The following is a 14,259-nucleotide window of genomic DNA, read 5'->3' on the forward strand; positions in this document are numbered from 1 at the left end:
TGCACCGCTGCCGCAATCGGCCGCGTTGAACCAGGGCCGTTCGCAGCGCTCTGTAATTGCGATTTCCGGTACTGCTTTTTTTACGGCATTCGCGCGTGAACCCTGTCGACGCGCGCTTGCGGGCAGCAGTATCTTCGCCCCCATCTGCCCGGAGAAGCCACAATGGTCACCCGATCCTTGTCCCTGCTGCTTCCATCCCTGATCGCCGTCGTGCTCCTGACAGCCTGCGATTCCAGCAAGCCGCCAGCTGCAGCCGAGGCGACAGCCGCAGCCAAGCCGTCAGAGCTGCCGCTGTTCGAAACCTTCGGCGACCTGCACCGCGACATCGGCAGCAAGGTGCCACTGGCACAGCGCTACTTCGACCAAGGCCTGCGCCTGGCCTATGGTTTCAACCACGAGGCGGCCGGGCGTGCATTTGCCGAGGCCGCGCGGCTGGATCCGGCCTGCGCCATCTGTATCTGGGGCCAGGCCTTGGTGCTGGGCCCCAACATCAACATGCCGATGGACCCGACCGTTGCCAGGGACGCCGCCGCGCTGGCGGCACGTGCCAGCCGCCTGGCCAGCACCGCGCGGCCGGTGGACCGGGCACTGATCACAGCGCTGCAGCAGCGCTATGCCGATCCTGCACCGGAAGACAGGCAGCCACTGGACCGCCGCTATGCCGAAGCAATGGCCAGGGTCGTGGCGCAGTACCCGCAGGACGATGATGCAGCCACGCTGTACGCCGAGGCGCTGATGGACCTTTCGCCGTGGGCCTACTGGCAGGACGGCAAGCCCCGTGCATACACGCCCACCCTGGTGGGCGAACTGGAGCGCGTGTTGGCGCGCAACCCGCGCCATATCGGGGCAATGCACTACTACATCCACGCAATGGAATCCTCGCCCGAACCCAAGCGTGCCGAGCCGCATGCCGATGCCTTGGCGGCATTGGCACCCGGATCCGGCCATCTGGTGCATATGCCTGCGCATATCTACATCCGTGTGGGCCGCTACCACGATGCAACGATGACCAACCTTTCCGCCACTACCGCCGACAAGGATTTCCTTGCAGTCTGCCGCGGCAGCAACGGCGTCTATCCGTTGGGTTACGTGCCGCACAACTGGCATTTCGCGACGATGACCACCGGCCTGACCGGCTCGCGCACCTTGTCACTGCAGGCCGCGCAGCAGACCGCCGCGCGCGCCGACCGCAAGGTGATGGGCGAGGCGCCAATGCAGTTCATGCAGCAGTTCTTGGTCACCCCATTGCTCACCCAGGTGCGGTTTGGCGATTGGGACGCGATCCTCGCGGACATGCCTGCCGCAGCGGAACTGCCCTACCCCGCTGCGATACGCCACTTTGCGCGCGGCATGGCGTAGGCGCGCAAGGGCAACCTGGAGCAGGCACTTGCCGAGGCCAGCGCACTGCACTCGATCGCCGCCGACCCGGCGATGGCACAGATCAGCTTCTTCGACATAAACCACGCGGATGGTGTGCTGCGGGTAGCCGACGCGCTGTTGCAAGGCGAACTGCTGCGCACGCAGGGCAAGCACGATGCGGCGCTGGCCGCGCTGCGCGAGGCGGTGCGCGCCGAGGACGCCCTGGCCTACAACGAGCCTGCCGACTGGCCCTTGCCGGTACGCCCCTATCTGGGGGCCGCGTTGTTGGAAGCCGGCGATGCCAAGGGTGCGAGCGCCGCCTTCGATCAGGACCTGAAAGCCTATCCCGCCAACGGTTGGTCCCTGCAGGGGCTGGCACAGGCGCAGCAGGCACTGGGACAGAAAAAAGCGGCTGCCGAAACCCAACGCCAGCAGGCAGCCGCCTGGCAATGGGCCGATGCGCCACTGACTGCAGCGCGTTACTGAACCGGCAGCGCCGCAGTGGTTTGATGGCCAGCCTGCTGCAGCTCGGCCATCGCCGCCAAGGCGGTCGCCTCACGCTGCTGCCAGCTGCCGCGCAGCTGGCGATAAGGTAGCTGGCGCGCTTCAAGCGCGCGCAGGTACCAGCCATGCTGCCAACGGCGGAAATCCGCATCACGGCGCGTACCGTCCTGCACGAAAGGCACATCCGGCGCGCACAGCAATACCAGGTCGTAATGACGGGCCGACAATGCCTGCAGCAGCGGATCGGCACGCCCGAACATGGCCTGCGCATACATCAAGGTGGTCAGCGGCGAGGTATCACAGGCCAGCCAGGCGCTGGCGGTTTCCAGCAGGGCCTCCTCGCGGGCGATCTGGGTCTGGGCGATATGCAGCAGATCGGCCTCCTGCAGTTGGCCATTATTCGCCTCCCACAGCTCCCGTCCGTACTCGGCGGCATGCACGCTGCCACAGCATTCGGCCAAACGCCGCGCCAGCGTGGACTTGCCGGTGGACTCGCCCCCCAGCAACACCACCCGCTTGACGAAGTGGCGGTATACCTGCGGTGCCAACTGCCGCCGCTGCGCATGCAGATCGGCACGCAACGCAGTGCCCGAGATCGGCACCGTGCGCCGCGCCGGGTCCACCGCCACATGCGCCACCGCGCAACCGCCATGCAACTGCTGTTGCTGTGACAGCACTTCGGCAAAGCCGGGGCCGTAGTCCTCACTGCTGAACACCACGTCCACCTGCTGGCGGATCACCTCACGCAGCAACCAGGCCATGAACAACCGGTGCACCGCGTCGCTGGCGTCGTTGTCCGGCAGAGCGCGCTTAGGCAGGCCCAGCCGCTGGCAGTGCGCGGCCAGGCGCGCATCGTCCAGCACCCAGTGCTGGGCACCCGGGTACAGGCTGCGCAGCCACTGCTCACGCCGCTGCGGCTCCATTCCGGCGAACTCGGGCTTGGTATAGCTGACCACGATCAACTGGGCGCAGGCGGCCTGCGCATGGTCCAGCAGCAGCTGATGGCCGCGATGCAGCGGGCAGAACTTGCCCACCACCAGGCCGGTGCGCGGCATGCTCATGCCTGCGCGCCCTGCGTGCGCCACAACTTCCGCCAGTGCCGCCAGGCCAGCCACGCATTGATCCAGTAAGCCGCGTACAACACGGAGGTCAGGGTCAGCCCGCGCGAAGCGTACAGCGGTACCGCGATGGTGTTGACCAGCACCCACACCGGCCAGGTTTCGATGCGCCGGCGCATCAGCAGCAACTGCGCCAGCACCGACAGGCACAGCACCGAGGAGTCGGCAAACGGCGCGTAAGCGTCGGTGAAGCGATGCAGCACCAGTCCGTAAGCAGCACCGGCCAGCAGCGCACCGGCGCCCATCAGCAGGAAGCTGCGCAATGGCGTGCGCTGGATCGGCAAGGCTGCATGACTGGCACTGGCATGCCAGTTCCACCACCCAAACAGGCTGGCCACCACGAAGAACACCTGCAGCAGCACATCGGCATACAACTGGGTATGCCAGAACAACAGGCCGAACAGCGAGCAACCGATGATGCCCGTCCACCAGGTATGCACGCTGTTGCGTGCGGCGCACAGGATGGACGCGGTAGCGAAGGCGTTGGCGGCGATTTCCAGCCCGGTCATGCAGCCAGGCCTTCATCGAGATCGGTGGTGTATTGCAGCACTTTGTCCTCCGCATGCATCGGCACGACCTGCACCGGCAGGCCGTCCAAGGTAAGTTGCAACGCCGCCTGCGCCGGTTGCGCATGCGCCATCTCGGCAAGCGGCAGATACAGGCTCACCGCAGCATCGTGGTGCTGGTGCACGCGAAAGCGCGACAACGGCAGCGCCGCCAGGGCATGGGTCAGGTCGATGTTGTTGATCCAGCGGCCGCTGTGAGTGCGATAGCGTACCGGTCGCCTGCCCTGCAGGTCGACGATCATCGGCAGCCGCCCATGCATGGCCAGGGCTCCCCGGTCGCCGGTGCGGTAACGCAGCAGCGGCAGGCAGAAGTTGAAGCCACCGGTCAGGGTGATCTCGCCCACTTCACCCGTGGGTAGCGCATTGCCATCGTCGTCCAGCACTTCCACGTACATGCCCGGCTGCAGCAGCACATGCCCACCGGCAATGGCGTCATGCACCGCCAGCGGACCGGCTTCGTTCATCGAATAGATATCCAGTACCGGGCAACCGAACTGCTGCTGCAAGGCCTGGCGCAGACCCGGCGACAAGGCCATCGACACCGACAGCAGGGCGCGCGGCCGGTGGCGCGGTGCCAGCTCAAGCAAGGTGGCGAAGGAAATGGGATCGCCGGCGATCACTTCCGGCTGCAGCGCATCGATATAGCGCGCACGGTCATCCGCATGCCGCCAATCGTCCGGATGCAGGTTGATCTTGGCCAGACCGGATTCGCCCATGCTCGGCGTCACCGATACATAGGTGAAACAGCGTTGCTGCATGCCCAGCAGCATCACCCCCATCTGCCCCTGGCCATTGCGCAGCTGCACGCCAAACCGGGCCAGTGCGCGCTTGTGATAGGCCAGGTAGCGTGCGGCCACCACCGGATGCGAGGGCAGCACCAGCGGATGCCCGGTAGTGCCGGTGGTGCGGAAATTCATCATCCGCTGCAGCGGCACCGGATCGGGAACGAACTGGGCGATGTCGGCAGCCAAGTCACCGCGATGGGTGGTGGCGATGTCCTCGAAGCATGCAACATGCCCGCGCGCGCGGAAATACGGCACCTGTGCCACCACATCCTCGACAAAGCCCTGCAGCCACGGTGGCGGTGAACCCGGCTGCCACTGGAAACCAGCGCCGAGGATGTCGTGCTCGTACGCGCGTACTTGTTGCACTTCCTCGGCGAGCAGTCGATTGCCACTCTGGTTGCGGTAACGCGGTGCCGCCGGATGCTCGCGCATCCGCTGCAGCATCGCCCTGCCCGCTTCGCTCAGGGTGGGATAGCGCTCGCCGTCGTGAGGGTCCCGGTTCACTTGCACGTCCACCAGCGCGTTCACTCGCGCGTCCACTTGTCCGCCGACTCCTCGGCGGCCTTGCGCGCCAGCGCCTCGCGGATCGCACGCGCGCGCGCTTCAGCGGCGCGGCTGGCGTCCAGCAGGCGACGGCGCTCGACGCTGCTGACGCTGGCCAGGCGATCGGCTGCCTGTGCGGCGGTTTCACCCGCAGGCAGCAGGCCCAGCCGCGCGATGGCTGTACGCACCAGTTCCTCGCGCCGGTCCGGGTCGTGCAGATAGCGGTTCACTGCGGCCTCCGCTGCCAACGCGGGCACTGCCTCGGCAATTACCGGCAGCAGCGCCTCACGCGGGAAGCGCAGCACGTGCCAGGCCTCATCAGCGAGCAGCCAGGCCATCACCGCGGATAGACTCAGCTGGTTGGTGGTGACCGCGGCCAGGTCGCCGGACAGGCTGGCCTGCAATGCGGCAGGCAAGGCGACGCCGTGCAATGCCAGCACGTCATTGACCACGGCGGCGGCGTGCAGCTGTCCTTCGCGGCCGCGCCGTGGCGGATCAAGGAAGTCCGGTGGTGTATCGATCAGGCGACGCAGCAGGGCGTCCAGCGGGGCGCTGTTGCTCATGGGTGGTTCCGTAAGGTCTTTTTCATCGGCCGACCACGCCCGGTGACTGGTAATGGCGTTGGCTGAACTCACGTGCGAAGACCAGCAGATCGGCCATGTCACGCACGACATGGATATCCCAGCCCTGCTCGCGGGCGCGCAGCAGGTCGGCGGTCCAGCCCTTTGCGCCGGCCATGCTTGCTGGCAGCGGGCTGTAAAGATTCAGCGCCATGGTGCCGCCAGCCCGGGCTGCACGCAGCGCCTGCGCGGCGACATCCCAGCCGCTGTTGCCGCGTTCGTCCTGCTCGAACATGGTGGTGATGCCATCGTCGGAGATATGCAGGATATGCACGGCACGCGCAGCCACCGGCCGCTGCGCATAAGTGCTGCGCAGGCGATGGATGGGAAAAGCCGTTGCGCCACCGAAGTAACCCACCAGCACCTTGAGGATGTCGTCCTCGCTGCGCACGAAGCCATCGGTGTGCAGGCATTGCTGTTTGCCGCTCCACAAGGTGGCCTGCACGCGCGCACCCGCGCGCAACGCCGACAACGCGATCACCGCACCGGCCAGGGTCAGCCAGGAGGTGACCTGCTGCGGATCGGGCATGGAGCCTGAGCTGTCCACGTACAGGTCCAGATCAATCGGTTCATTGGCAGGCTCGTTGCCCGGCGCCGGCCCCATCACCCGCTGCACCGTGGTCACGCCCGGCACCACGGTGGGCGACTGCATCACGGTCTGCAGCCAATCCACCGCGTCCAGCGGATCGCCTGGTTCCCAGGGCTCCAGCCCTTCCAGTTCGAGCTCCTGTGCCTGCGGTTGCGGGCTCACCGGGAAGCGGATCAGGTGCGGCAACGCCCGTTCGCGGTAATAGCGCACCGCGAATTGCTGCGGGTCCATGTCCAGCCCGGCCGCACGCAGTATCTCGCCGTACTCGAACGGCTCGCGGGTCTGGCCGTGTCCCGGTGCGCTGGTCGGCAACGCGTCCTCCGGCGCCACGTCTGCCATGCCAGCCTCGTCCTCACCGGTGATGCGCGGATCCAATGCCGGATGCAGCACCGGTGCGAGTTCGTCATCTTCCAGCCGGTCCAGTCCCACCGGCTGGCTGCCACGCCCGGCATGGCGGGTATCCATCAGCGCGTCGACGCGCGCGTCACTGATCGTCTCCAGCAAGTGCGGCAGCAGCAAGGCGCTGAAACGGCTGGCACCTTCCATCCACTCGCCGGCATAGGTGCGGATCACCCGCGCGCCCAGCCAGGCATCGCCGCGCAGGCCTGCAGCTTCCAGCGCTGGTCCGCCGAGGCTGCCGGCCGGCTGCTGCCACAGCTGCTCATAGATGCCCATGTACAGTTGCCACAACGGTGAACTGCCGTTGGCACCTGCCGCAAGACGCTGGTAGATCGCGGCCATGCGCAGGCCGCATTGGCGTTGCAGGCGGTCATTGATCAACAGGTCGGTATAGAGGTTGGCGACCATCGGCGCGTGCGCTTCCAATGTCGGTAGCGCGCGACGGATACGCGCCAGCAGCCGCGCGTGATCCGTTGCAGTCGCAGGTGCCAGCACGTGATGGCCGATCTCGTGGGCGAGGATCTCGCGGGCGTGATCCTGCAGCCCCAAACGCTGCACCTGCGGCAGATCGATCACCACCCGCTGGTCGGCCAGGCGGATCATCGCGAAGCTGCCGCTCAGGCCTTCCTTCGCCGCCTCGACGCTGCTATCGCACAGCCGGGGATCCTGCAGCCGGGTGAAACGGCTCCAATCAGCCAAGGCCAGCGGCCAGGCGGCGCGCCAGTTGGCCAGCAGGCTTTCCTGTTCGGTGCTGCTCATGCCGCGCCCGGTAGCAGGCGCACGTGGTGCGACCATGGCGAATACAGGGCGATACCCGCCGGCCCAGCCACTGCCACAAGGCCATCAGCGGGTGCGGCGTAAGCGATGGTGGTCGTGCCAATGCGCGCGCCCTGGCTGTCGATTGAAAGCTGCGTTGCCGGCGTGACCCGCGCGGCAGCAAACTCCGCTGCGCTGGCCGGCAACACCACGCCACCGAAGGCATCGGCGATCAGCAGGTAATGGCGGTCGCCGCTACGTGCGATGAAGCCTTCCGCGCTGGCACGCAGCTCCGGCGGCGCAGCGAAAGGGCCACCAAAGCCGGTGAAGCCGCCCACCGTCTGTCCCTGCGCGCTTGCCGCTGCACCCTGCGGGTGCCACCAGCGCTCGCTGCCAAGCTGGCTGCGTAGCGACGGCCACTGAGCTTCGTCGACCCCCAAAGCCTCTGCCGCCAATGCAGCAGGCAGGCCATCGGCCTGCGCCAACGCTGCCTCGCGCAGATGCGCCATGCCCGCCTGCCACGCACACAGCGCGCCGACGCTGCGCAAGGCCGCCGTGCTGTCACAACGCGGCGCCAATGCGGCCATGCGCTGCAGCCATGCGTCAATGCGCACGCCCGGCACCTCGTGCATGCGTACAACCGCATTGCTGAGCGCCCCCAGCGTCTCCAGCGGTGCAGCTGCGATCAGTGGTGCGGCAGGCACTACCAGCTGCTGCCACGCGGCATCTACCCACGGCAAGCGAGCTGCCGGTCCCGCCAGTCCCTGTGCAACCAGTTCCAGCCCCAGCTCGAAGGCCACCTCGGTGGCCGCCGGCATCGCAGCTTCATCCACTGCGGCAATCGCCAGGCACAAAGGGTCCAGCATCTGCGCGACAAAGACCGAAAACGCCGCGGTATCCAGAGTGGGCCAGCGTCGCCTTGCTTCGGCAACCTGCTGGTTGAGCAGGCTGCGGCGCGAAGCCAACAGACCGGTCAGTGCGGATGACAGCATCTCAGCGCGCCTGCTGCCAATGCAGGTAGTTGGTGTAGCGTTGGTGCAGGTACTTGAGCTTGAGCAGGTCGTCGTACAGATGACCGTAGAGCTTGCGGCCCTTCACCCGTTCCTCCACCAGCCGTTCGATGCGCGTGAGACGCGCACGCGTCTCGCGCTCGCTGACGCCATCCAGGCCGCGCGCGAACTGCGCGGACAGCTCGCCGACCGGGTCGTTGCGGTCCAGGTCCAGGCGGTCGTACTCGGCATTGGAGCTGTCCAGCAACCAGCGCAGCCAGCTGAGCCGGTCGCTGCGGTAAGCGGCGTTCTCCGGCAGCGCGAAGAACGGCGCGTCCAGATCCGGTTGCAGCTTGTCGTTGAGCACGAACGGCAACACCTGGCGCACGTCGTCCAGCGCGACCGCGGCATTGCCCCGGAACCACGCCAGTGCCTTGGCGAACATCAGCAAGGTCATCAGGTTGCGCACCGACAAACCATTGCGGGTCTGGCAGCCCAGGTCCTTCATGCGATCACGGCCGGAATCGGCGGCAATCGCCTGGGCCCAGTCAACACCAGCCAGGCGCACGGTGTCCTTGGTCAGGTACTCGAACTGCACACCTGCGGTCTCCATCAACTCGAACTGGCTGCTGAAGAACTCGATGCGCCTGCGCACGTCCTGCGGCACTTCAACCGCGCGGATCTGCTGCAGCATCAGGTCGCCTTCTTCCTCGCTGAAGATGATCTCGCGCGGCACCACTTCTTCCGGACGGATGTTCTGCTCGATGCGCAGCAGCATGTCTTCCAGGAAGCGCGGGTTGAAGGCCAATGCCTGCACCACCACGTCGATGCGGTCGCGCAGGGCCTCGATCACCTGGTAGGTGCCGCCGCCACGGTCGTCGTTGGCAGTGAGGTACCACGCCGACTCCGGGCATTCGTAGACCTGGTTGAGCACTTCGGCGTAGTTGTCGCCCATCACCGTCAGCAGCGCGCTCTGGGTACGGGTGGGGATGCGGTTGTACTCGTCGATGATCTTGACCCGCATGCCCAACCAGCTACGCCAGGCGATGCGGATCTGCGACATGTCCTGCGCGGCGACCAGATCGGCCGGCAGCGGATTGCCGAGCAGGTCGGCGATGGTCATCTGCGGGTGACCATGCTGCATGGCGCGCCGCACCTCGCGCACCGGGTAACCGGCAAGCACGCCCATCAGGATCGCACTGGCGGTCTTGCCACGCCCGGGGCCGCCGACGAACAGGCATTTGCGGCGGGTGGCGAACGTCAGCAGCGGCAGCAGCACGTAACTGGAATAGCTCTGCGCCGAGGGCAAGGTCAGCTGGCGGCGGGTATCGCCCACATTGAAGCTGGCCGAGGGACCGGCGTGGTACTCGATGTCGTAATGCGGGCTGATGATGGCGTTGTTGACGATCCAGAAGTAGGCCTGCCGCAGCTTCTCGTCCAGCGCCAGCGGCGCGGCAGCGGCGGCATCGGCCAGCTGCACCGGTCCTTCATACAGTTCGGCCACATCGAAGGTCCGCGCCACCGGCTCGGCCTTCGGGTTGGTTGGCGCCTGCGACAGGCGCTGGAACAGGTTGAATGGCGACACCGGGCGTCCCTTCATCACGGAACCCGGATTCTAACGTGGGGGCCGTGACGTCGGCCGTCGCTCAGTCAGTCGGTTGCGCGGCCTGCTCGAACTCGAATACCTGCACGCGCTCGCCGGCGGACACAGTGGCCGTCAGCCGCCGGCCGTTGCGCTGGTAGGCGATCCGTTGCGGGAAGTCATGTTGGAGGTTCTCGAACACCACTGACTGCGCGCCCTGCGCCACCAGCGCGAACCTGACCGGCGCGGGATTCCCTGCAACATCGGCGACGTAGTACAGCTGCCCGCCGTCATCGATGATGCGCAGACGTTCCTGGAACCGCAGTTCGCCTTGCCGATAGCTGCGGCCCTCGCCTTCCAGGACATCCGCCTGGCGACGCCAGTGCTCAGCACCGCTGGTACCTGCTGCCATGCCGGTGCGCTGCCAGTTGCCCAGCAGCCAGTCCAGCGACGCCAGTTCCGCCGCAGCGGCGGTCACGGCACTGGCTGCACCGACCAGCAGGACCAAGCAGAGCAAGGACCTGCGCATCAGCCGCGCGGCGGGATCAGCGCATCATCCAGTGCGCTTGCCCGCTGCCAGGCCGGGCGGGCACGCAGGCGTTCGCCATACGCAGCGAACGCATCACGCGCTGGCATGTTCTTGAACATCTGCCCCCACAGGATCTGGCTGCCGACGTAGACATCGGCCGCGCTGAAGCGCTGGCCAAGCAACCACGGCGACGCCGATGCGGCCAGCTGCTCCAGGGTATCGATGGTCTGCTCGAAGCTGCCGTAGCCCACGGTGCCAGCCTTCTCCAGGGGCGCAAGCAGGCCCAGCGCCTTGGCGCTGACAGCGGCTTCCACCGGTCCGGCAGCGAAGAACAGCCAGCGCAGGTAACTGCCACGCAGCGGATCATCCAAGGCGGGCGCCAGCCCTGCAGCGGGAAACGCATCGGCCAGATAGGCACAGATCGCGGCAGCCTCGGTCACCACCACGCCACGGTGCACGAGGGTCGGCACCTTGCCCATCGGGTTGATGGCGAGGAAGTCCGGGCCTTTCATGCTCTGGCCGTACTCCAGCACCTCGGTGCGATACGGCTGGCCCAATTCCTCAAGCATCCAACGCACGATGCGGCCGCGCGACATCGGGTTGGTATAGAAGACGATTTCTTCTGTTGTGCTGCCCATGCGCCTGACTCCAGGGGATAAGGCCGCAGTCTAGCAATTACGCCGGCACTGTCATTCCCGCATTGGCGGGAATGACAGTGAAGCAAGTCCGACCCCGAAGACTAGACCCTCGGCTCGGTCGCCCGCTTCAATCAATACGCAAATTCGCCGAACAGAGGATCCACGCTGCCATTCCAGCGGCCATGGAACAGTTCAAGCTTGCGCTCGGCGGCGGTCTTGCCGGAGTCCACGATCTCCTGCAACACATCCAGGAAGCGCGTCTCGTCCTGACCATCGGTATTGAGCGCGGCACGGCGACGCAGGCCATCACGCGAAATCGCCAGCGCCTCACGCGCCAGGTCGCGCACCGTGCCGTTGCGGAACGGCAGGTTCATCGCCTGCTTCGGCACGCCGTCGCGCAGCACGTTGCGCTCGGCCAGGCTGAAGTCCTTCACCAGGTCCCAGGCCGCGTTCAACGCCGTTTCGTCATACAGCAGGCCCACCCAGAACGCCGGCAGCGCGCAGATGCGGCTCCACGGGCCACTGTCGGCACCGCGCATTTCCAGGTACTTCTTCAAACGCACTTCCGGGAAGGCGGTGGTGGTGTGGTCCGACCAGTCACGCAGGGTCGGCAATGCACCTGGCAGTACCGGCAACCTGCCCTGCAGGAAATCGCGGAAGCTCTGCCCGCTGGCATCGTGATAGATGCCGTCGCGGTAGGAGAAATACATCGGCACGTCCAACAGATAGTCGACGTAACGCTCGTAGCCGAAGCCATCCTCGAACACGAAATCGAGCATGCCGGTGCGGTCCGGATCGGTGTCGGTCCATATATGCGAGCGGTAGCTCAGGTAGCCGTTGGGCTTGCCTTCGGTGAACGGCGAGTCGGCGAACAGCGCGGTGGCAATCGGCTGCAGGGCCAAGGACACGCGGAACTTCTTCACCATGTCCGCTTCGCTGGCGTAATCCAGGTTGACCTGCACCGTGCAGGTGCGGGTCATCATGTCCAGGCCGAGCGAACCGACCTTGGGCATGTAACTCTTCATGATCTGGTAGCGGCCCTTGGGCATCCACGGCATGTCGGCACGCGCCCACTTGGGCTGGAAGCCCATGCCCAGGAAACCCAACTGCAGCTCGCCGGCCACCTGCGCCACTTCATTGAGGTGGCTGCCGGTTTCCACGCAGGTCTGGTGCAGGGTCTCCAGGGCCGCGCCGGAAAGTTCCAGCTGACCGGCCGGCTCCAAGGTCACCGAAGCACCATCACGCAACAGGGCGATGGTATTGCCGTTCTCCTGCACCGGCTCCCAGCCGAAGCGGGTCAGGCCATTGAGCAGCGCATTGATGCCGCGCTCGCCCTCGAAGGTGGGCGGACGCAGGTCATCCAGGCGAAACCCGAACTTCTCGTGCTCGGTGCCGATCCGCCATTGCGACCTGGGCTTTTCACCCGAGGCAATGCTCTGGACCAGCTGGTCGCGGTGGGTGATGGGGGTATCGGCGACGTGGCTCGGGCTCGACAAGGGCAGGCTCACTGAATTCTGGGCTGGGCGCAAAGGTGGGGGCCAGCCTCCACCAACGCAAGGTGCGCACTATATCGCGGCGATCCTTGCCATCATGTCACGGCGACGGTTTTCAGCGTCCTAAAAAAGCAGACTTGACCGTCCGCCAGCTGCGCCTGCGAGTCATTCCGCGGCAGATCGGGCACACCGCCTACACTGTCGGCATGAGCCGTTCCCACCACACTGAAACCCATCGCTCCGAGCGCGTCGGCTGGCTGCGCGCTGCCGTACTGGGGGCCAATGACGGCATCGTCTCGGTCGCCGGGCTGGTGGTTGGCGTGGCCGCCAGCGGTGCCAGCCCGTCGGCCATCCTGGCCACCGGCGTGGCCGGCACCGTGGCCGGTGCCATGTCGATGGCCGCCGGCGAATATGTCTCGGTGATGTCACAGGCCGACGCCGAACACGCCGACCTCGCGCTGGAGCAGCGCGAACTGCACGAAGACCCGCACAGCGAGCTGCAGGAACTGGCCGGGATCTACCGGCGGCGCGGGCTCAGCCCCGAACTTGCCCAACAGGTGGCCGAACAGCTCACTGCCCATGATGCGCTGGCCGCCCATGCCCGCGACGAGCTGGGCATCACCGAGGAACTGCGCGCGCGGCCACTGCAGGCCGCATTGGCCTCGGCCAGCGCATTCACCGTGGGCGCTGCCTTGCCAGTCCTCACCGCCCTGCTTGCACCGGCCGCGCGGGTGGCCGCCACAACCACCGCCGCCACCCTGGTTGGGCTGTGCATCACCGGTGCGCTGGCGGCCCGGGCCGGCGGCGCGTCGCCGCTGCGCGGCGCACTGCGCGTGGTGTTCTGGGGGGCATTGGCGATGGCTGCGGCGGCCGCGATCGGCCACCTGTTCCAGATCAGCGTCTGAGTGATGAGCGCGGCCGCCGACAGCACCACCGCCCTGCTCGCGCAATTGTCCTCGCTGGTGGACTGCCAGCGCGCCGAGGGCTATGCCTGCATCACCGCCCGCCGCGAACACGGCGCCAGCTCGGTGGATATCCCACAGCCGCAGTTCGCCATCCTGCTGCAGGGGCGCAAGCAGGTACGTACCGCCCAGCAGGCGCTGGAGTTCGGCCCCGGTGATCTGTTCCTGATCACCCGCCGCAGCCGCATCGATGTGGTCAACATCCCCGACCCGCACAGCGGCCTGTACCTGAGCGCCATCGTGCCCTTGTGCGCCGAAGTGCTGGGTGCCGCCCGCACGCTGTGGAGCGGCGCCTTGCCCGAACCCGGCAATGCCTTGGCACGCCTGCCGCTGATTGATCATGGCGCAGCCCTGCTGCAATGGCGGCAATCACTGCAGCAAGGCGACTACACCGAGGCACGGCTGGCGCTGGCGGCGCTGACGGTGGCCTTCTGCCGACGTGGCCACGGCAGCCTGCTGATCGCGCCCGAGCCCAGCCTGGGCGAGCGCATCCGCGAGCTGGTGGCGGCGCAGCCCGAACGTGATTGGCAATCCCGTGATTTCGAATCCCACCTGGGCATCAGCGGTGCCACCCTGCGCCGCCGCCTGGCCGGCGAACAGCTGAGCGTGCGCGAGCTGGTCACCGATGCGCGGCTGGCGCATGCCATGCAGCTGCTCTACACCACCCGACTGCCGCTGAAGACCGTGGCCGCCCGCGCGGGCTATCGCTCGTTGGGCAGTTTCAACAAGCGCTTCAGCGCGCGCTATGGGCTGGAGCCCGCTGCCATCGGCAACAGCTGATCGTCCAGCGCGAGCGTTTCGCGGCGCATTGTGAGCGAAACGCAGCG

The 14,259-nt window shown here is 66.7% G+C and carries 14 protein-coding genes; 4 read left to right on the forward strand and 10 right to left on the reverse strand.

All coding sequences use genetic code 11. The features are described from left to right. Positions 1-210 precede the first annotated feature (210 nt). Together B2527_RS14005 and B2527_RS14010 are read left to right on the forward strand one after the other, a co-directional pair. Positions 211-1,359 carry a hypothetical protein gene (locus tag B2527_RS14005; RefSeq protein ID WP_293714505.1) on the forward strand — a complete coding sequence of 383 codons (1,149 nt, stop codon included), beginning with the start codon at positions 211-213 and terminating at the stop codon, positions 1,357-1,359. A 72-nt stretch (positions 1,360-1,431) separates the two neighbouring features. Beyond that, positions 1,432-1,845 carry a tetratricopeptide repeat protein gene (locus B2527_RS14010; protein ID WP_293714507.1) on the forward strand — a complete coding sequence of 138 codons (414 nt, stop codon included), beginning with the start codon at positions 1,432-1,434 and terminating at the stop codon, positions 1,843-1,845. Here the strand turns inward: B2527_RS14010 and B2527_RS14015 are convergent. The 10 genes from B2527_RS14015 to B2527_RS14060 form a co-directional block, all read right to left on the reverse strand. Beyond that, on the reverse strand, positions 1,839-2,924 hold the full coding sequence (locus tag B2527_RS14015) for an AAA family ATPase (protein ID WP_293714509.1): 1,086 nt from the start codon (positions 2,922-2,924) through the stop codon (positions 1,839-1,841). The genes B2527_RS14010 and B2527_RS14015 overlap by 7 nt on opposite strands. Next, the gene (gene pnuC / locus B2527_RS14020; RefSeq protein ID WP_293714510.1) at positions 2,921-3,490 is read right to left on the reverse strand and encodes a nicotinamide riboside transporter PnuC; all 570 of its coding nucleotides are present in this window, start codon (positions 3,488-3,490) and stop codon (positions 2,921-2,923) included. Before pnuC ends, B2527_RS14015 begins: the two co-directional genes overlap by 4 nt. Then, the gene (locus B2527_RS14025) at positions 3,487-4,836 is read right to left on the reverse strand and encodes an AMP-binding protein (RefSeq protein ID WP_293714512.1); all 1,350 of its coding nucleotides are present in this window, start codon (positions 4,834-4,836) and stop codon (positions 3,487-3,489) included. The genes pnuC and B2527_RS14025 overlap by 4 nt, the downstream gene beginning before the upstream one ends. Positions 4,837-4,856: 20 nt before the next feature. Beyond that, positions 4,857-5,438: a hypothetical protein gene (locus tag B2527_RS14030; protein WP_293714514.1), complete on the reverse strand. Its 582-nt coding sequence runs from the start codon at positions 5,436-5,438 to the stop codon at positions 4,857-4,859. A 22-nt stretch (positions 5,439-5,460) separates the two neighbouring features. Next, positions 5,461-7,242, reverse strand: a complete 1,782-nt coding sequence (locus B2527_RS14035; RefSeq protein ID WP_293714515.1) for a hypothetical protein — start codon at positions 7,240-7,242, stop codon at positions 5,461-5,463. Further along, a complete protein-coding gene (locus tag B2527_RS14040) occupies positions 7,239-8,231 on the reverse strand; it encodes a hypothetical protein (RefSeq protein WP_293714517.1) in 993 nt (330 codons plus the stop codon). Before B2527_RS14040 ends, B2527_RS14035 begins: the two co-directional genes overlap by 4 nt. A gap of 1 nt (position 8,232) precedes the next feature. Then, positions 8,233-9,828: an AAA family ATPase gene (locus B2527_RS14045; protein ID WP_293714519.1), complete on the reverse strand. Its 1,596-nt coding sequence runs from the start codon at positions 9,826-9,828 to the stop codon at positions 8,233-8,235. Between the two features lie 46 nt (positions 9,829-9,874). Further along, positions 9,875-10,327 carry a DUF6265 family protein gene (locus B2527_RS14050; protein WP_293714521.1) on the reverse strand — a complete coding sequence of 151 codons (453 nt, stop codon included), beginning with the start codon at positions 10,325-10,327 and terminating at the stop codon, positions 9,875-9,877. Positions 10,328-10,338: 11 nt separating this feature from the next. Further along, positions 10,339-10,977, reverse strand: coding sequence for a glutathione S-transferase family protein (locus B2527_RS14055; RefSeq protein WP_293714523.1), 639 nt, complete (start codon positions 10,975-10,977; stop codon positions 10,339-10,341). Positions 10,978-11,108: 131 nt separating this feature from the next. Next, a complete protein-coding gene (locus B2527_RS14060; RefSeq protein WP_293714525.1) occupies positions 11,109-12,473 on the reverse strand; it encodes a glutamate--cysteine ligase in 1,365 nt (454 codons plus the stop codon). Positions 12,474-12,676: 203 nt separating this feature from the next. Between B2527_RS14060 and B2527_RS14065 the strand changes: the two genes are divergently transcribed. Beyond that, positions 12,677-13,375: a VIT1/CCC1 transporter family protein gene (locus B2527_RS14065; RefSeq protein ID WP_293714527.1), complete on the forward strand. Its 699-nt coding sequence runs from the start codon at positions 12,677-12,679 to the stop codon at positions 13,373-13,375. A 3-nt stretch (positions 13,376-13,378) separates the two neighbouring features. Then, entirely contained in the window at positions 13,379-14,212 is an 834-nt protein-coding gene (locus B2527_RS14070) for a helix-turn-helix domain-containing protein (protein WP_293714529.1), read from the forward strand. The last annotated feature ends 47 nt before the right edge of the window (positions 14,213-14,259 follow it).

The sequence above is a fragment of the Stenotrophomonas sp. UBA7606 genome (assembly GCF_002477705.1).
GTDB lineage: Bacteria > Pseudomonadota > Gammaproteobacteria > Xanthomonadales > Xanthomonadaceae > Stenotrophomonas.